The sequence below is a fragment of the Candidatus Palibaumannia cicadellinicola genome (genome assembly GCF_000754265.1).
Classification (GTDB): domain Bacteria; phylum Pseudomonadota; class Gammaproteobacteria; order Enterobacterales; family Enterobacteriaceae; genus Baumannia; species Baumannia cicadellinicola_B.
Window position 1 is genome coordinate 36,270 of sequence record NZ_CP008985.1, and the last position, 17,168, is coordinate 53,437.

Genomic DNA, 17,168 nt, shown 5'->3' on the forward strand with positions numbered 1-17,168 from the left:
AAATGATAATTACCTTTAGTCATGTGTTAAAGTAGTTACTTTGGCGTCTTATCTACTCTTTCATAACGAATTAATAAACTAGATAATAAAATTATAAGTTTATTAGGTTACTGACTAGTAGTACTTATATAGACTTAATAGTTAATCAAAAAACCTACGGCATGATAGGCTTTCGCTAGAGTTATGCTAGCATTATTACGAGCTTTTTCCGCTCCTTCGCGTAGTACCTGACTCAGGTAGGTTTCGTCTGCTCGTAGCATATAATAACGTTTCTGTAATGACTCCAGCATATCTAATACTGCACTAGCTACTGCAGTTTTTAAATGTCCGTACATTTTACCTTCAAAAATCTGTTCTAATTCCGCTAAAGGAGTACTACTAACGCAGGATAGAATATTGAGTAAGTTGGAAACGCCGGGTTTTTTTATTGGATCAAAGTAGACTCTAGGTGGATTGTAAGAGTCAGTCACTGCATTATGAATCTTTTGAACTATTAATTTAGGATCTTCCAACAAGGTTATTACGTGATTGCTGTTCTCATATGATTTAGACATTTTTTTAGTAGGCTCTAGCAATGACATGATACGAGCACCTAAATTAGAAATTAATGGCTCTGGCACGGTAAAAATTTCGCTATATAAAGTGTTAAAACGCTTAGCAAGATTGCGAATCAGTTCAATATGCTGTTTTTGATCTTCACCTACCGGTACTTTATTAGCTTGATATAAAAGAATATCAGAGGCCATAAGTACGGGATAGGTAAATAGCCCGGTGTTGATATTATCCGCATAACGAGTAGATTTCTCTTTAAACTGCGTCATACGGCTAAGTTCTCCAAAATAAGTATAGCAGTTCAATAGCCAGCTTAACTGGCTATGTTCTGGTACATGGGATTGAAGAAATACCGTACTTTTATTCGGATCAATACCACAAGCTAGATATAGTGCAAGAAAATCAAGCGATATTTTACGTAGTTGTTGTGCATCCTGTCGGACCGTAATCGCGTGTAAATCTACGATACAATAAAAGCATTCGTAATCATCTTGTATACTCACCCACTGACGTAAGGCACCAATATAGTTACCAATAGTCAACTCTCCTGACGGCTGCGCACCGCTAAAGACAATTGGCTTAATTATTTTACGCTTAATTATCATAGGTATGCGAATGGCTTCTTAGCCTCAATTCATATCGTATCATTTAATACTTCCTGACATATCAGCTTATAAAATCATCAAAGATATCAATTAACTCCTCACGACCAACGCTATCTCCTGACGCATCGCGTGAATTACTGCCTGGTAATCATGCTGGCTAAAAATAGCTGAACCAACTACAAAAATATCTGCACCTGCAGTAGCAATGGTACCTATGTTTTCTACCTTAACGCCACCATCTACCTCTAGGCGAATATTTCGATGAATTTGATCAATAATTTTACGTGCTTGTCGTATTTTTGCTAGTGTAGAGGGAAGAAAAGATTGACCACCGAAACCTGGATTTACTGCCATTAACAAGATTATGTCAATTTTATCCAGTACATATTCTAAATAATGAAGTGATGTGGCAGGATTGAATACAAGTCCAGCTTTACAACCTTGCTCTTTAATTAGCTGTAAAGAGCGATCGATATGTTCAGATGCTTCTGGATGGAAAGTTATATAGTTAGCGCCGGCAGCAGCAAAATCAGTAATTAAGCCATCAACTGGTTTTACCATTAAATGCACATCAATTGGTACTGTAATACCATATTGACGTAATGCTTTCAGCACCATCGGTCCCATAGTAAGGTTAGGTACATAGTGATTGTCCATAACGTCAAAATGTATCACGTCCGCACCGGCGGAGATTACTCGTGTAGTCTCCTCTCCTAAACGTGCAAAATCCGCTGAAAAAATTGATGGTGCTATCAAAAAATTTTTCATCCACATGTTACTTTATGTTATACTTATTAGTTTAAGGTAAAGTAATGCTTGCTATTTATAATTTATACTAGTACCTAGTCTAGTTTAAATTTATTAAATCTTCTGTTAATCTCTAGTAACTTAAGTGAAATTAGGTAATTCATTTGCTACGTAGGTACGTACTTCTGCACTACCAAGTGTCAACGGCAGTATTAAGCGTAATTGTCCAGCTATCACTTTCTTATCGCGTATGATGTATGGGAGATAATCCTCTAGCGACATCTCAGTCGGACCTTGGATCGGTAAACCAGCACGTAATAACAACATTCTAACTCGTTCAGCATCAGTGTTAGTCAAATAGCCGAGACTACAAGAGGTTTGTACTGCTATCATCATGCCGGCAGCTACTGCTTCACCATGCAGCCAATTGCCATAACCCATATTAGTTTCAATAGCGTGACCATAAGTATGGCCAAAATTCAGCAACACTCGTTGCCCTTTTTCGCACTCATCAGAAGCTATGATCTCTGCTTTCAACTCGCAGCATCGGCGTATACACCAAGCCAGAGTATGTTGCTCTAGCGCTCGTAACGCATCAATATTTAATTCTAGCCAAGCGAAGAGATTCGCATCAAAAACAATACCATACTTAATAACTTCTGCTAGTCCAGAAGAAAACTCTCGTCGCGGCAGTGTAGTTAAGCAATTAATATCGATTACCACAGAATTTGGCTGATAGATTGCACCGATCATATTCTTACCAAGCGGATGATTGATTGCCGTTTTACCACCGATTGATGAGTCTACCTGAGAAAGAAGAGTGGTAGGTACTTGGATTAAGCGCACGCCACGTTGATAGCTAGCTGCTGCGAAACCGGCGATATCACCTATTACACCACCGCCTAAAGCGATAATAGTGGTGTCACGATTATGATTTTTTTGCAACAATGTAGTGAAGATTTTATCTAGCATAGCTAACGATTTATACTGCTCACCGTCTGGTAGAATACACTGATCTACAATCACACCTAGTTCAGTTAATAGTTCATATAAAATACCTAGATATAGCGAAGCAAGGCAGTCACTAGTGACTACCATAGCCTTATCGCCGCGCGATAGTGGCCAGAACGATGTAGGATCATGTAATAATCCGTTAGCAATAATAATAGGATAACTACGCTCTCCTAATGTAACGCTAATTTTATCCATAGGAATATAATGATTTTTAGTGAATTAATCATTAGTTACGTTCTAGAATACTAATGATTTGGTAAGCAACAACCTTGGCACTTTGTTCATTGGTGCGAATAGTTACATCTGCAATCTCTTCGTATAAAGGATTACGTTCACGAGCTAGTGCTTCTAGTACTTCACGTGGAGGTATTTTTACTTGCAACAGTGGACGCTTCTTATCACGCTGCGTACGGAATAGTTGTTTTTCAATAGTAGTCTCTAGATAAATCACCACACCACGGGCAGAAAGGCGGTTACGTGTATCACGTGATTTGATCGATCCTCCTCCGGTAGCAAGCACGATCCCCTGTTTTTCGGTGAGTTCGTTGATAACTTTTTCTTCTCGATAACGGAAGCCATCTTCACCTTCTACGTCAAAAACCCAGCCGACATCAGCACCAGTACGTCGCTCAATTTCTTGATCAGAATCGAAAAACTCCATATTAAGCTGTTGAGCCAACTGACGACCAATAGTACTTTTACCAGCACCCATAGGCCCAACCAGAAATATATTGCGTTTCTCTACCATGTTTTTTCTTACTATTATGGTGAATTACAATCCCGCCAATCATATTAGCGGCGATACCTAAATTGAAATAAGTATGATAATAATACTCAAATTATCTCAACACTATGAATAGTTTGGCAACAGATTAAATTGCTCTTTAAATTGCTCTATTTAGTGTTATAAAGTCTATTATACTGTTAGTATTTCGATGTTGGTGACTCTTTGGTGATTACTTTAGCATGCTTCCGTTACTGGTATACTCATTTTTAATCATAGTATTTGGCTAATCAGGCGGTCAATTAGGATAGGGCGTAAACGACGAATAAGTTTACGCACCTTAACTGGATAGTCGGCGATACTTTGTAATTCTGTAAAATGAAACACTACTTGAGTGTCAGTTCGGATAAACGCTAATTCCTGTTCACGTTGGTCATACAATTGATGCTGCGGATCGTGAATTAACAGTGCATTTTCTAAATCTAATCGCCAAGAACGTGGATTAAAATTATTACCTGTTAATAACAGCCACTCATCATCTACCCACATACCCTTTACATGATAGCTATTTTCACCCTTTTTCCATAGTCTGACCATTAATTGACCATTATCTATATAGCATTGTAGCCGGTTAAGAAAGTTACGTAAGTTAATTTCATATAAATAGGGTAGCACACCTATTATTTGAAAAGGTTGATCAGCCGGAAGATAAAAATCATTGGCAGTTTTGTCGCCAATTATCACTTCAACCTGCTTACCCTGGCGCAGTTGACTAACTAAATCTCGTACGAGCCGCGCTGGCATATTAAAGTAAGGTGTACATAGTCTAATACTAGTGTTTGCTGCACAAATAAGGTTGTGAATAGTGTTATTTAATATGTTATTTTTACCTAATCCGACCAACGGTGTAATAGCTAGTTCATTTAGCGCAGCTTTGCCTTCATAGCGATAACCGGCCTCACGTAGAGACTGACGAAATAATTTCGTATAATGTTTAATTTGAAACCTTTTAGGGTGTATTGAATCATCTAGTCGGTTTACTGCTTGCGCAGTAAAAAACTGATTTTGGATATAACTAAGTAAAGACTCAGCCAATAGTGGATTACGTATAATTTGGTAACGATCATACCGATACTTATCTTTCTGATGTAAGTAAACATTATTTAGGCTAGCACCGCTATAAATAACATTATCATCGATGATAAAACCTTTCAAATGCAGTACTCCGAGCGCCTCACGCGTATTAACCGGTACTCCATACACTGGTACTTCAACACCTTGATATAATTTAGCCATATGACAATACCAGTCCGCATTAGTATAGTTAGTGTTGCTGCCAATCCGGCTACGTTGTGCCCGGTGCCAATCGACTAATACAGCTACTTCTAGATGAGGATTGATCTGCCTAGCTTGATATAGAGCATCAAGAATAACTTGACCTCCTTGGTCTTGCTCCAAATAAAGCGCTACGAGGTATATCCGATGTTTAGCTCCTGAGATAGCGTTGAGTAACGCGTTACGAAACGCTGTAGGGCTATAAAGCGTTTGTATATCGGCAGCTCTCTGAATAATTTTCGGCAGTTGTGCAAGGTATAGTTGTGCAAGGTATTGTTGATGTTTACTACTTTTAAAGTTTGAGAACATTACAGTACGTGTTTTTAATAGTATTACTTTTTATGTCGAGATATTACTGTAGATCGCTAAAATCACTCAAAGCTTTTCAATCTGATTAAAGATTAACTAGGCGGGCTTCCTTCATGTGCATTATCTTTTATTCGAAGATTCAGCTCTTTTCCCCGCCATATAATTGCCAACGAACTGACCAGTCCGATGGTGAGTAACGTCAATGGTAATAACATCAAGCATAGCATTAGTTCTTCTTCATAGTGTTGAAAAAACTTCGTTTGACCAAGCACAAAACCTAGTAATGTTAATAGCAAAACCCAGATAAAAGCGCTGATCCAGTTAAAAACTTGAAAGCGTGAGCTACTAAGGCCAGATAGTCCAGCTATGGTTGGTAGCAAAGTTCGCACAAAAGCAATGAAGCGACCTACTAACAATGCCGACAACCCATGACGATGAAACATCTGGTGGGCCCGTAAATGGTATTGTTCGGGTAGATGGGCTAGCCAGTTTTTCACGACACGATTATTTTCTAACCATGTGCCCTGTAGGTAGCTTACCCAGCTACCCAAGCTTACTGCCATCGTTAGTAGTAGTAGGGTTATGGGAAAAGTTAACGTTCCTTTAGCAATTAATACGCCTATTAAGATCAATAGACTATCACCGGGTAGAAAAGCAGCCGGTAGAATTCCGTTTTCCAAAAACAGAATGACAAATACTAGTAAATAAGTGGTCCAGACCAAGTTTGGGTCGGAAAGTGTTTTAAAATCCTGTTGCCATAATGCATGCAACAATTCCTGTATGATGTGCATTTTGCATTCTCAAAAATAATCGCATATTGTGCCGCGAACGAAACTGCAGAGATTATATTACAGAACACTGATAAACCAACTTGCATAAACTATACTTTACTATTCTACACTGGATCTCCTACCCTATGCTTTTTTTCGGTCAAAATGATTTAAATTTATGAAAAAAACGAATCAAAATTCGATACTACTAAACGACTGCACAAAAATATAATGTTATGTGTCTATGAGATGATTAATCTTATTAGTTAGGATTAAAAATCATGATAACTACTGAGATAAACCAAATTTATTTATGATCTGGTTATGCTTTATAGTAAATAGTATCAACTAGTTTGAAGTTAGTATAGCTATATTGAGATAAAAAAATATACAAGGAATATAAACATATATATGCAACCCATAAAACTAAATCTTCTATTAACAGAACAAATTAGTTCTATCTCTCTTACTAAATATCATAAGTATTTGATTTGTATTTTTATTATTGGAAACATTTTGGTATATTTTGATTTTTTTTTATTTAATTTTATTATAATTTTGTTAATGAAAGATCCAACATGGTCATTAAGCACAACACAGTGTGGATTTATTTTCTCAAGCGCTGGAGTAGGAATAATTATAGGCGCAATAGTTTTAGGTTGGTTTGCTGATAAGCATGGTAGCAAAAATTCATTTATATTATGTCTTATGATGTTAGTAACATGTACTGGATTTTCTGCTCTAACACCAGTAAATAACTGGATATATTTATCTTTTTTACGTATTTGTGTTGGTATAGCAGTTGGTGGTTTTAATGTTATTGCTATACCTTATATTCAAGAATTTTTACCGGATAAAAAACGAGGTCTATTTACTGGTATTTGTTTAGCTTTTGTACCATTAGGATTATTTGGGGGAGCTCTTACAACCCGTTATCTAGCTGATATTTTGAGCTGGAGAGAAATGTTTTCTATTAGTTATTTGCCAGTGTTATTGCTTGCTTGGATAAAGTTCATTCCTGAATCACCACGATATTTAGTTTGCAAAGGACGCTTTCAGGATGCTAGAAAAGCCTATGCATGGGTCATGAATATTCCAGAATGTAACGTGATTAATTTACCGGAATATGAATATATTCACAAATTATCTTATAAAAATATCATTAAATCTTACCCTAGAGAAATTATTATTGTTGCAGTGGGATCTTTCTGTTTTATCCTAGGATGTTTTGTTATTCAATCATGGGGGCAAATACTTCTTAATCAATGCTTTAATTTTTCAATTAATATGGTCAATACTTTATTTATGATACTTTCTTTTGGCAGTATTGTAGGCAGATTAATATCTTCATGGATTTCAGATTATATTGGACGACGTTGGACACTATTTGCTTGTGGTTTTATAGGTGCAATGGGCTGCATTATTGCAGCACTATATCAACATATTACTACCATAATGCATATTTGGGATATAAATATTATTTCTCCAGATTGGATTTTCTTTATTGGTATCTTTATAGTAATGATGTTTGGTGATGGTGCCTTTAGTATTCTCAATGTTTTTGGTGGTGAACTTTTTCCTCATCAGATACGTTCTACTTGTCTAGGGTTAGGTTATGGAGTAGGTGCTACTGCTAAAATTATTGGCCCTATTTTATTAAGCACTCTCATCGGTAGAAGTTCTGAAGATATAGTTTTACTCCCATTCCTAATATTTGCTTTTATTTTTATGCTAGGTTCTATTGTTTACTTGTTTGCTCGTGAAACTAGTAATCAATGCAATTGAATTGATTCATTAATGTATTTAATGCTTTCTATAAAATTAGAATATGCTTATGCTTTTATCAGAATCATAGTGAAGTTGACCGTTAAGCCGGGTTCTGTCGTAGACAGTCATTCATCTAGGCCAGTGCTCACGCGCTGGCTCAAGCAGCCTACCCTGGTTTGAGTACGGGCCGCACTTTTTAAACCTTTTTTTAGCCTTGCTCCAGGTGGAGTTTACCGTGCCGTGAACTGTTACCAGCCGCGCGGTGCGCTTTTACCACACCCTTTCACCCTTACCTGATCCTATATTCTATATTTCGTATAAAATATGGGCCATCGGCGGTTTGCTTTCTGTTGCACTAGTCGTGGGTTTACACCCCCCAGGCATTACCTGGCACCTTGCCCTATGGAGCCCGGACTTTCCTCTCCCCCGCTTGTTTCTCCAAAAAGCGAAGCAGCGACTGTCTGGTCAACTTCGTAACGCAGTATAAAAAGTTTTTTTGCACTTGTCATCTACGATATGTAATAACGTGGCATGATAGGAGCCTTAAGAATTTAAATTTAGATAAGTATGATCTTAGCTTATTTATATTAGCTGATATGTTATGCTCCATACCGTATCTAGTATCAGTTTCTACTGAATTAAAAATAATTTGGCCTAGATCTATAATGGGGCGCCTGTTTCGAAACATTCGCTATATAATATCATTTGATTGATTAGGTGATGAAACGTGCTAGAAAAAATCAAACTTTGTTTCACCGAAAGTATCCAAACCCATATTGCATCTGCGGAGGTATTACCCGATGTTATTGCCCACGCGGCAACTATATTAGTACAAGCATTACTTAACGGAAATAAAATATTATGCTGTGGCAACGGAACCTCAGCCGCTAACGCACAAAATTTTGCTGCGAGCATGATTAACCGTTTTGAAACTGAACGGCCTAGCCTACCTGCAATAGCGCTTAACGCGGATAATATTGTGTTGACAGCGATTGCAAATGATGGTTTATCCCAGGAAATTTACGCGAAGCAGGTTCGAGCACTAGGCCAGGCCGGGGATATTCTACTAGCTATTTCAACCGATGGTAATAGCTATGATATTATGAAAGCAGTCGAGGCTGCTGTCACTAGAGATATGACTATTGTTATTTTAACAGGCTTTGATGGCGGTGAGCTAGGAAGGCTAATTAGTAAAAAAGACATTGAAATACGCATGCCGTCACATCGCAGTGCACGTATCCACGAGATGCACATGTTGACAGTGAACTGTTTATGCGACTTGATAGATCACGCGTTATTTTCCTACCAGGACGATTAATGTTAATTAATCATATTTTACTACTATTGTGTACTTGCCTAATATTGCCTGGATGTGTAGGTACCGTTGTGGTGAGTACAGCTGCCGTTGCTACAAAAATGGCTATTGATCCACGCACCTTAGGTACGCAGGTTGATGATTCTACTCTTAAAGTACGGGTTACTCATGCACTAGGTAAAGACAAGCATTTGAAAAAAGAGGCTAGAGTTATTAATACTACTTATGAAGGCAAGGTTCTGTTAACAGGACAAGCACCGACTACTACGCTCGCTGCGCGTGCTAAGGAAATTACGACAGAAGTAGATGGCACAACAGTGATTTATAACGAAATACGTAAAGGTAAGCCAGTTTCGTTAATACGTGCTTCAATGGATATTTGGATCACAATAAAAATTAACTTACAACTACTGGCTCACGAAGCAGTAAAATTTTCTACCGTTAAGGTTACAACAGAAAATGGTGAAGTTTTTCTCTTTGGTCTAGTGACTCATGCAGAAGGTAAGGTTGCTACAGAAGTCGCGAGTCAGGTCAGCGGCGTTAAGCATGTCATTATAGCTTTTACCTATATCTAAATCACCTTACCTATAGTAAGGATAGATAACTATTAGTCTATATTAATAAGATCACCTCTTAACAAAGAAAATATGATGAAAATAAATGAAATAAAAGATTTGCTAATGTCAGCTCTAGCATTAGACGAAGCATATGTAAGCGGTGATGGCAATCACGTTCAGGTGATTGCTATTAGTAAACAGTTTTCTGGTATGAGCATGGTCAAAAAACAGCAAACTATTTATGCGCCACTAATAAAACATATAGCAAATAATAGTATTCATTCTCTATCGATCAAAACCTATACTCCAGAAGAATGGCGAAGCAATCGTAAGCTATACAGCTTTTTAGAGCAATAGCAATGTAATGGATAAATTTCGTATCCAGGGTCCTACCCCATTGATCGGAAACGTAACGATTTCAGGTGCTAAAAACGCAGCTTTACCAATTTTATTTGCTGCATTATTAGCTGAAGAGCCTGTAGAAATCCAAAACGTTCCAAACCTTAAAGATATCGAAACGACTATGAAACTACTTAGTCAACTTGGTGCTCGGGTCGAACGCAATGAATCAGTTTATGTAGATGCTAGTAGAGTCGATGTCTATTGCGCACCATATGATTTAGTAAAAACAATGCGTGCTTCTATTTGGGCACTGGGCCCACTAGTAGCACGTTTTGGACAAGGTCAGGTTTCTTTACCTGGAGGCTGCGCTATTGGGGCACGGCCAGTTGATATGCATCTTCGTGGCTTAGAAAAGCTAGGAACTACTATTAAGTTAGAAGAAGGATATGTTAAAGCCTCGGTTAAAGGAAGGCTACGAGGTGCTCATATCATTATGGATAAAGTCAGTGTAGGCGCGACGGTAACTATTATGAGCGCTGCTACATTAGCGAAAGGTACTACTATTATCGATAATGCAGCACTAGAACCGGAGATTGTAGATACAGCTCATTTCCTCACCACTCTTGGTGCTAAGATTCGTGGTGCTGGTAGCGATAAAATTATCATTGAGGGTGTTTCGTATCTAGGTGGTGGGGTTTATCGCGTGCTACCAGATCGTATTGAAACTGGCACATTCCTAGTAGCGGCTGCTATTTCTCGGGGACATGTTTTGTGTCAAGCAACGCGCCCTGATATACTAGATGCGGTCCTAGATAAATTACGTGAAACAGGTGCTAATATCGAAACAGGAGAAGATTGGATAAGCTTAAATATACACGGACAACGACCTAAGGCCATTACGGTATGCACAGCACCGTATCCTGGATTTCCCACTGATATGCAAGCACAGTTTAGCTTACTAAACTTAGTAGCTAAGGGAACTGGTATGGTCACGGAAACTATTTTCGAAAATCGTTTTATGCATGTACCAGAACTCATACGTATGGGTGTGCATGCAGAGATCGAAAGCAATACAATTATCTGCCATGGCGTAGATAAACTTTCAGGGGCACAGGTTATGGCTACAGATTTACGCGCCTCTGCTAGTTTAGTATTAGCTGGCTGTATTGCAGAAGGTATGACAGTAGTAGATCGTATTTATCATATCGATCGTGGTTATGATGGCATCGAAGATAAATTACGAAATTTAGGCGCTAATATTGAACGTATTAGCTAAGCATTGTCTCAGTCATAAAACTAACACCGCTACAAAAACTACGGTGTCAGTTTTGAACTAAGAAATAATTTATCTTAATAAGATAAAAATACGAGTATCACCACGAATTATATTTAATGCCATAACTGCTGGTTTACCATTTAAAACCTTACGTAATTGAATTATATTCTGTACATGTTCAAGATTTAGACCGATAATAATATCGTTTTTTTGCAGACCAATTGCTGCAGCTGGTGAATCTTTTATAACATACTCTACCCGTACACCTTTCGTGCCGTCTTTTAGCTTTCCATTACTAAGAGAGGCACCTTGCAGCGCCGGTGTTAACACCTCTTCGCTAGAGGTCACAGAAGCACTATCATCTAGTACCACGGATATATCCAACGGTTTACCGTTACGTAGTAGCCCAAGTTTGATAGTTTTACCTGGTGTAGTTGTACCTACTTTAACACGCAGTTCATCAAAACTTTGAATAGGTTTTCCCTCTACCGATACGATAATATCGCCGGCTTTTATCTTAGCTTTAGCAGCCGCTGATCCTACTAGAACTTCGCTAACAAAGGCGCCGCGCTGAGCTTCGATATGAAAAGCCTTCGCGATATCAGCAGTTAATTCTGTACCTTTTATTCCAAGCTGACCGCGTTTAACTTCGCCAAATTCAATCAGTTGCTGGCTTAAATTTTTTACGATATTGCTGGGAATAGCGAAACCAATGCCAATATTACCGCCTCCTGGTGCAAGAATAGCTGTGTTGATACCTATGAGTTCACCGTTGAGGTTAACTAGCGCACCGCCTGAGTTACCACGGTTGATAGAAGCATCAGTTTGAATGAAATTTTCTAATCCTTCCAAATTAAGCCCACTGCGACCTAGCGCTGAAACGATACCGGAGGTGACGGTTTGGTCAAGACCGAATGGATTGCCTACTGCTACGGCAAAATCCCCTACTTTCAAGGTATCTGAGTCCGCCATCTTCACTTCTGTTAGGTTCTTTGGCACAGGCAGTTGTAACAAAGCTAGATCAGTTTGTTCGTCGTGACCAACAAGTTTAGCATCGAATTTACGGCCATCGTTGAGCTGTATTTTAATTTTATCGGCACCATTAATAACATGATTATTGGTAATCACATAACCTTTATAGGCATTAATAATCACTCCTGATCCCAATCCTTCGAACGGCCTGATACTCTGATTACCACCAGGGATATCTGGACCAAAAAAATATCTAAACTCCTTTGGTAAAGTAGGTCGCTGTATTGACTGTGTACCTTCTACATGAACGCTGACTACTGCGGGTAGTACTTTTGCTAGCATAGGAGCTAGACTTGGCATAGTTTGTCCGGGAACTTCGGCGGGAAGCGCCGCTAGAAGCGCAGAAAATGGTACAAAACTCAGCCCAAGGCTTAGGATCCATACGCGAAAGAAAAGTTTTGTTTTCATTTCAATATAAACTCGCTTGTGATTCATCACACGTGATAGCAACTAGACGAAAGTTTAGGAACCGTGTAATCTTACTTATTCTCATAACTTATTACGCGAAACATAAGTGGAACATGGTATCTCGCTGGAGCTTTCAGAAGAGTCATCCCACGGTTGTATTTCAGCAGGAATTTGATCATTGTCTGCTTCAGTAAGGCGATAACGAAACGGATTGTCTTCTTTAGACTGAGCAGGTAACAAGTTATTAGAACTTTTAGCCATATGTTGATAAAGCTGCCGATAGCTATTAGCCATATTGTCAAGTAATTCGGCACTACGAGCAAAATGGCTATTTAGTTCCTTCCGACACTTATTGAGTTCAGTTTTACTCTTCTCTAACTCATTCTGTAGAGTTTGTTGTTGGCGTAACTTACGATTACCGAACCGCATTGCAATCGCACCGATAATTATTCCTACTAAGAATCCAATGAGCGTAGGTTTCCAAGTCATAATAACTCCTATTTTTAGTGATACTACGGGGGTTATGACATGGTTAGCCACAATGTAGTATCAATTAATAGTGATACTACATTGTGGCTAGACCACTGTATAACATGTAGAAATAAGTATTTTACATGTTATTTTGAGAACATCCGCTCGCTACATAAATAAAGTAAATCGATTCACTCAGAACTTTTGGCTAGCTATATGAGTTACCTGCATGCTATCACGCTAAAAAGCGAGGTTTATTCATAGTACGTAAAACTAAGAAATAGCATATATTAACTCTGAATTAATAAAAAATAGTCGACTTTTGTCGTCTATTCTATTAAGCTCAAACATATCGTTCCATCTTTAAGAATATTTTTTTCCGAAAAAGCTTAGTAGCTCAGCATAATAGCCTCCGCTTAAGACACTATTTAATTAATTTTTTTGAAATAACGTGATACTTAAAAATAGGGTCAGTTTGATAATGAAAACTTTTACAGCAAAGCTACAAACTATAAGACGTCATTGGTATATGATTGATGCTAGTGGTAAGACATTGGGTCGTCTTGCTACCGAACTTGCTCTTCGTCTGCGTGGTAAACATAAAGTGATTTATACTCCACACGTAGATACTGGTGATTATTTAATTGTTTTAAACGCTAATAAAATAAAAGTCACTGGTAATAAATATAATGATAAAAAATACTATCATTACACCGGCTTTGTCGGTGGTATCAAAGAAAATAATTTTAAAGAAATGATTGCCCGTCGTCCTGAGCATATCATTGAAATAGCCGTTAAAGGTATGTTGCCAAAAGGACCCCTAGGTAGGGCAATGCTGAGAAAACTTAAAGTTTACGCGGGTGCTACACATCGCCATGCAGCACAGCAACCGCAAGTTCTGAAAATTTAGTTGGGATTATAAGTAATGGCTGCTGAAAATCAATACTATGGTACTGGTCGTCGTAAAAGTTCTTCCGCCCGTGTTTTTGTTAATAAAGTAGGTAATGGTAAAATTATAATCAACCGACGTAGTTTAGATGAGTATTTTGGTCGAGAAACCTCCCGCATGGTAGTACTTCAACCATTAGAATTAGTCGATATGGTGAGTAAAGTAGATCTCTACGTTACTGTTAAAGGTGGTGGTATCTCGGGGCAAGCTGGCGCGATACGCCATGGTATTACCTGTGCACTAATTCAGTATGACGAAACCCTGCGCGCAGATCTACGTAAAGCTGGTTTTCTTACCCGTGATGCTCGTAAGGTTGAACGTAAGAAAGTTGGACTACGTAAAGCTCGCCGTCGTCCGCAGTTCTCCAAACGTTAATGAATGACCGAACAATATCAAGACTAAGGTTAGTTAACACTATAGAAAAAAATATTAGCTACTGCTTTGATATTTAATATCTTTCTGGATATTTGATCGTACTATTATTAATATATAAACAATAATTGCCAGCATACCTGCTAAGCTATGTTTTACTAGAGCAGTAATGAGTATAGGTAAATTAGGTGAGTATAGATAAATTAGGATGGATGGTATCGCCACAGGATCATGATAAGGTACTTTACCTATATAGTCATATTCGAGCAAATCACCTAATCGAAACTTCGTAGCTCAAATGTCTGACTACAAAGAATGCAGTGATTAATCTGATTACACAAAATATCCTATCGGATGAAGAGACTTCTTTATATGGTACTAATTTTTATTCTACTGGCATGAAGATGTGGGTCAATCTACGTAAAAAAACAGCTGAGTTGATTGATCAGGTAAAAACTTCTGATGAAATCAATCGCTCACCACACACTTTATACTATACTCATAGTACTAATAAGTGTGCAAGTAGCATTAGCGCTCATAAATAATAACAAACAGCCAATCTATATGTGCTCTACCTATCAATCGATAGATATGACTACCAACACCGTAACGCTTACAGGTAAAGTTATGGTAAAATAGGGCTCCATCAAGATCGACGCTAATAAAATAGTAATCACGCGTCCTGATGGTCAAGAGGGACGTGAGGTGGTCGGAGAGTATGCTAATCCCATTATATCCTATCAACTACAAAAAGATGGTAAACGAGTGCGTGGGCATGCCCTAAAAGTACGTTATGAAACTACTTACGATCTCATTAGCTTTATTGATGAAGCCTATTTAGAACACAGTTCTAATAACATCAAACATCAAAAGTGATCATATTACCTATCGAATTCAAATACAGCAGATGGAAGCTGTTAGTAACAAAGGTAAACAAATTACTACTGTTCTGGTACCGGTGCTACTACCAGCAGGTAGGTAATCAATAATCTGATGGCAACATTAATCGCAGAACATCTAGCTAAAACCTATCAAGGTAGAAGATGTCAGTTTGAAGGTAAACGTTGTTGGCATTATCCAGAGCGACTCTCGATAATGATGATATAAGCATTTTACCACTACATAGATCTTCCGCCGCTTGATGGTCTTCGATAATTTGATGGCCGTATTACAAATTAGGAATGATCTAACCAAAGAGCAACGTCACAATAGTGCTCATGAGTTGATGGAAGAGTTTTATATCAGCTACTTGCGCTATAATATTGGTTAGTCACTATCTGGTGGTGAACACCGCTGAGTAGAAATAGCTCGTGGGTTAGCAGCTAATCCAAAATTTATCTTACTTGACGAACCTTTTGCTGGTGTCGATCCTATTTCTATTATCGAGATCAAGCAGATCATTTAACATCTCCGCAACCGTGGATTAGGTGTTCTGATCACTGACCATAACGTGTGGGATACGCTCGATGTGTGCCAAATTGTAAACTAAGAAAAACTAATAGCCGATGGTACCCCTACCGATATCCTGCGTAATGAACAGGTAAACCGGGTTTATTTGGGCGAAAAATTTCACCTTAAATTTTAGGATCTGATTAAATCATAATAGCTGATCCTCTCACTATACCTGTAAATTATGTTAACATTACCAATACTTTTCAATTGGGGTAAGTACCAGCATAAGTATGACTATTAGGTAAAATCAAACCATTGGCAAACAAAACAGTGTAAGCAAGCCACAAGCCAGAGGGGTTTATCGTCATGGTGCTGATGATTGTCAGCGGTCGATCTGGTTCGGGAAAATCTGTTGCGTTGCGTGCGCTGGAAGATATGGGTTTTTATTGTGTCGATAATCTACCAGTGATGTTGCTACCGCAACTAGCTAGTACCTTCGCGGAAGGTCATATTTCCGCCGCAGTAAGTCTTGATGTGCGTAATATGCCCTCTTCGTCGGAAATGTTTGAAAATACTATGACAAATTTATTTCTATTGCAGGCGTTTATTCCACAAATTTTGTTCCTAGATGCAGAACGTCATACTCTCATTCGTCGCTATAGTGATACTAGAAGGCGGCACCCTCTCTCCAATCGCAACCTTTCGTTAGAAAATGCTATTGATGAAGAGAAGAAGCTGCTAGAGCCGTTACGCTCGCGCGCAGATTTGTTTATAGATACCTCTGATATGTCGGTACATGAACTAGCTGAAATGTTACGTACCCGTATTTTAGGTAAACGGGAACGAGAGCTCACTATGGTATTTGAATCGTTTGGTTACAAACACGGTATTCCTATTGATGCTGACTACGTTTTCGACGTACGTTTTCTACCAAATCCGCACTGGGATCCAAAACTCAGACAAATGATAGGTTTGGACCAACCAGTAGTTGCATTTCTTGACCGACATACTGAAGTACATAATTTTATTTCCCAAACTAGTAGCTATTTAGAACTTTGGCTACCCATGCTAGAAACTAATAACCGCAGTTATCTGACGGTCGCAATAGGCTGTACTGGTGGTAAACATCGTTCGGTATATATCGCCGAACAGTTAGCTGATTATTTTCGTTCACGTGGCAAAAATGTCCAGTCCCGTCACAGGACTCTAGAAAAATGTTCATGATGATTAT

18 protein-coding genes, 1 other RNA gene and 1 pseudogene are annotated in these 17,168 nt (G+C 38.4%); 11 read left to right on the top strand and 9 right to left on the bottom strand.

What is annotated here, in order from left to right:
• Positions 1-134: 134 nt before the first annotated feature.
• The 6 genes from trpS to IM45_RS00150 all read right to left on the bottom strand — a co-directional run bounded on the left by trpS (position 135) and on the right by IM45_RS00150 (position 6,077).
• Positions 135-1,139, bottom strand: a complete 1,005-nt coding sequence (gene trpS, locus IM45_RS00125) for a tryptophan--tRNA ligase (RefSeq protein WP_038499427.1) — start codon at positions 1,137-1,139, stop codon at positions 135-137.
• Positions 1,140-1,247: 108 nt separating this feature from the next.
• A complete protein-coding gene (rpe, locus tag IM45_RS00130; RefSeq protein ID WP_038497717.1) occupies positions 1,248-1,925 on the bottom strand; it encodes a ribulose-phosphate 3-epimerase in 678 nt (225 codons plus the stop codon).
• 120 nt (positions 1,926-2,045) lie between these two features.
• A complete protein-coding gene (gene aroB, locus IM45_RS00135; protein ID WP_038497720.1) occupies positions 2,046-3,113 on the bottom strand; it encodes a 3-dehydroquinate synthase in 1,068 nt (355 codons plus the stop codon).
• Positions 3,114-3,144: 31 nt separating this feature from the next.
• Positions 3,145-3,666 carry a shikimate kinase AroK gene (aroK, locus tag IM45_RS00140; protein ID WP_038497723.1) on the bottom strand — a complete coding sequence of 174 codons (522 nt, stop codon included), beginning with the start codon at positions 3,664-3,666 and terminating at the stop codon, positions 3,145-3,147.
• Between the two features lie 249 nt (positions 3,667-3,915).
• The gene (gene pssA / locus IM45_RS00145; protein ID WP_038497726.1) at positions 3,916-5,286 is read right to left on the bottom strand and encodes a CDP-diacylglycerol--serine O-phosphatidyltransferase; all 1,371 of its coding nucleotides are present in this window, start codon (positions 5,284-5,286) and stop codon (positions 3,916-3,918) included.
• A 92-nt stretch (positions 5,287-5,378) separates the two neighbouring features.
• Positions 5,379-6,077: a DedA family protein gene (locus tag IM45_RS00150; protein ID WP_038497729.1), complete on the bottom strand. Its 699-nt coding sequence runs from the start codon at positions 6,075-6,077 to the stop codon at positions 5,379-5,381.
• A 390-nt stretch (positions 6,078-6,467) separates the two neighbouring features.
• On the opposite strand from IM45_RS00150, the gene IM45_RS00155 reads away from it, so the two are divergent.
• Positions 6,468-7,841 (top strand): MFS transporter, encoded by a 1,374-nt coding sequence (locus tag IM45_RS00155; protein WP_038497732.1) that lies wholly within the window; start codon positions 6,468-6,470, stop codon positions 7,839-7,841.
• 67 nt (positions 7,842-7,908) lie between these two features.
• Here IM45_RS00155 and rnpB read toward each other — a convergent pair.
• An RNA gene (rnpB, locus tag IM45_RS03645) (RNase P RNA component class A) lies at positions 7,909-8,296 on the bottom strand.
• Positions 8,297-8,550: 254 nt separating this feature from the next.
• On the opposite strand from rnpB, the gene diaA reads away from it, so the two are divergent.
• The 4 genes from diaA (at position 8,551) to murA (ending at position 11,313) form a co-directional block, all read left to right on the top strand.
• The gene (gene diaA, locus IM45_RS00160) at positions 8,551-9,141 is read left to right on the top strand and encodes a DnaA initiator-associating protein DiaA (protein ID WP_038497734.1); all 591 of its coding nucleotides are present in this window, start codon (positions 8,551-8,553) and stop codon (positions 9,139-9,141) included.
• A complete protein-coding gene (gene dolP, locus IM45_RS00165) occupies positions 9,141-9,713 on the top strand; it encodes a division/outer membrane stress-associated lipid-binding lipoprotein (RefSeq protein ID WP_038497737.1) in 573 nt (190 codons plus the stop codon). The genes diaA and dolP overlap by 1 nt, the downstream gene beginning before the upstream one ends.
• Before the next feature lie 75 nt (positions 9,714-9,788).
• The gene (locus tag IM45_RS00170; protein ID WP_038497740.1) at positions 9,789-10,052 is read left to right on the top strand and encodes a BolA family protein; all 264 of its coding nucleotides are present in this window, start codon (positions 9,789-9,791) and stop codon (positions 10,050-10,052) included.
• A gap of 7 nt (positions 10,053-10,059) precedes the next feature.
• Complete coding sequence (murA, locus tag IM45_RS00175; protein WP_038497742.1) at positions 10,060-11,313, top strand: UDP-N-acetylglucosamine 1-carboxyvinyltransferase; 1,254 nt, start codon at positions 10,060-10,062, stop codon at positions 11,311-11,313.
• Between the two features lie 69 nt (positions 11,314-11,382).
• On the opposite strand, the gene degQ is transcribed toward murA, so the two are convergent.
• Both degQ and zapG read right to left on the bottom strand, forming a co-directional pair.
• A complete protein-coding gene (degQ, locus tag IM45_RS00180) occupies positions 11,383-12,753 on the bottom strand; it encodes a serine endoprotease DegQ (protein WP_038497745.1) in 1,371 nt (456 codons plus the stop codon).
• Between the two features lie 81 nt (positions 12,754-12,834).
• Entirely contained in the window at positions 12,835-13,242 is a 408-nt protein-coding gene (zapG, locus tag IM45_RS00185) for a Z-ring associated protein ZapG (RefSeq protein WP_038497748.1), read from the bottom strand.
• A gap of 463 nt (positions 13,243-13,705) precedes the next feature.
• Here zapG and rplM point away from each other — a divergent pair, with 463 nt between their 5' ends.
• The 6 genes and pseudogenes from rplM to rapZ all read left to right on the top strand — a co-directional run bounded on the left by rplM (position 13,706) and on the right by rapZ (position 17,161).
• Positions 13,706-14,134: a 50S ribosomal protein L13 gene (gene rplM, locus IM45_RS00190; RefSeq protein ID WP_038497751.1), complete on the top strand. Its 429-nt coding sequence runs from the start codon at positions 13,706-13,708 to the stop codon at positions 14,132-14,134.
• 15 nt (positions 14,135-14,149) lie between these two features.
• Positions 14,150-14,548, top strand: a complete 399-nt coding sequence (gene rpsI, locus IM45_RS00195) for a 30S ribosomal protein S9 (RefSeq protein WP_038497754.1) — start codon at positions 14,150-14,152, stop codon at positions 14,546-14,548.
• Positions 14,549-14,865: 317 nt separating this feature from the next.
• Positions 14,866-15,090: an LPS export ABC transporter periplasmic protein LptC gene (gene lptC, locus IM45_RS03660; RefSeq protein WP_158384638.1), complete on the top strand. Its 225-nt coding sequence runs from the start codon at positions 14,866-14,868 to the stop codon at positions 15,088-15,090.
• Between the two features lie 127 nt (positions 15,091-15,217).
• Positions 15,218-15,421, top strand: a complete 204-nt coding sequence (locus tag IM45_RS03760) for an LptA/OstA family protein (protein WP_320408707.1) — start codon at positions 15,218-15,220, stop codon at positions 15,419-15,421.
• 117 nt (positions 15,422-15,538) lie between these two features.
• A pseudogene (locus IM45_RS00210) lies at positions 15,539-16,130 on the top strand (ATP-binding cassette domain-containing protein).
• A gap of 173 nt (positions 16,131-16,303) precedes the next feature.
• Positions 16,304-17,161: an RNase adapter RapZ gene (rapZ, locus tag IM45_RS00215; protein ID WP_038497756.1), complete on the top strand. Its 858-nt coding sequence runs from the start codon at positions 16,304-16,306 to the stop codon at positions 17,159-17,161.
• Positions 17,162-17,168 lie beyond the last annotated feature (7 nt).

Bases quoted from the DNA above. Each gene is read 5' to 3' on its own strand.
- rpe (WP_038497717.1), bottom strand. From the start codon at position 1,925: ATGAAAAATTTTTTGATAGCACCATCAATTTTTTCAGCGGATTTTGCA.
- aroB (WP_038497720.1), bottom strand. From the start codon at position 3,113: ATGGATAAAATTAGCGTTACATTAGGAGAGCGTAGTTATCCTATTATT.
- aroK (WP_038497723.1), bottom strand. From the start codon at position 3,666: ATGGTAGAGAAACGCAATATATTTCTGGTTGGGCCTATGGGTGCTGGT.
- pssA (WP_038497726.1), bottom strand. From the start codon at position 5,286: ATGTTCTCAAACTTTAAAAGTAGTAAACATCAACAATACCTTGCACAA.
- IM45_RS00150 (WP_038497729.1), bottom strand. From the start codon at position 6,077: ATGCACATCATACAGGAATTGTTGCATGCATTATGGCAACAGGATTTT.
- IM45_RS00155 (WP_038497732.1), top strand. From the start codon at position 6,468: ATGCAACCCATAAAACTAAATCTTCTATTAACAGAACAAATTAGTTCT.
- dolP (WP_038497737.1), top strand. From the start codon at position 9,141: ATGTTAATTAATCATATTTTACTACTATTGTGTACTTGCCTAATATTG.
- IM45_RS00170 (WP_038497740.1), top strand. From the start codon at position 9,789: ATGAAAATAAATGAAATAAAAGATTTGCTAATGTCAGCTCTAGCATTA.
- murA (WP_038497742.1), top strand. From the start codon at position 10,060: ATGGATAAATTTCGTATCCAGGGTCCTACCCCATTGATCGGAAACGTA.
- degQ (WP_038497745.1), bottom strand. From the start codon at position 12,753: ATGAAAACAAAACTTTTCTTTCGCGTATGGATCCTAAGCCTTGGGCTG.
- zapG (WP_038497748.1), bottom strand. From the start codon at position 13,242: ATGACTTGGAAACCTACGCTCATTGGATTCTTAGTAGGAATAATTATC.
- rplM (WP_038497751.1), top strand. From the start codon at position 13,706: ATGAAAACTTTTACAGCAAAGCTACAAACTATAAGACGTCATTGGTAT.
- rpsI (WP_038497754.1), top strand. From the start codon at position 14,150: ATGGCTGCTGAAAATCAATACTATGGTACTGGTCGTCGTAAAAGTTCT.
- rapZ (WP_038497756.1), top strand. From the start codon at position 16,304: ATGGTGCTGATGATTGTCAGCGGTCGATCTGGTTCGGGAAAATCTGTT.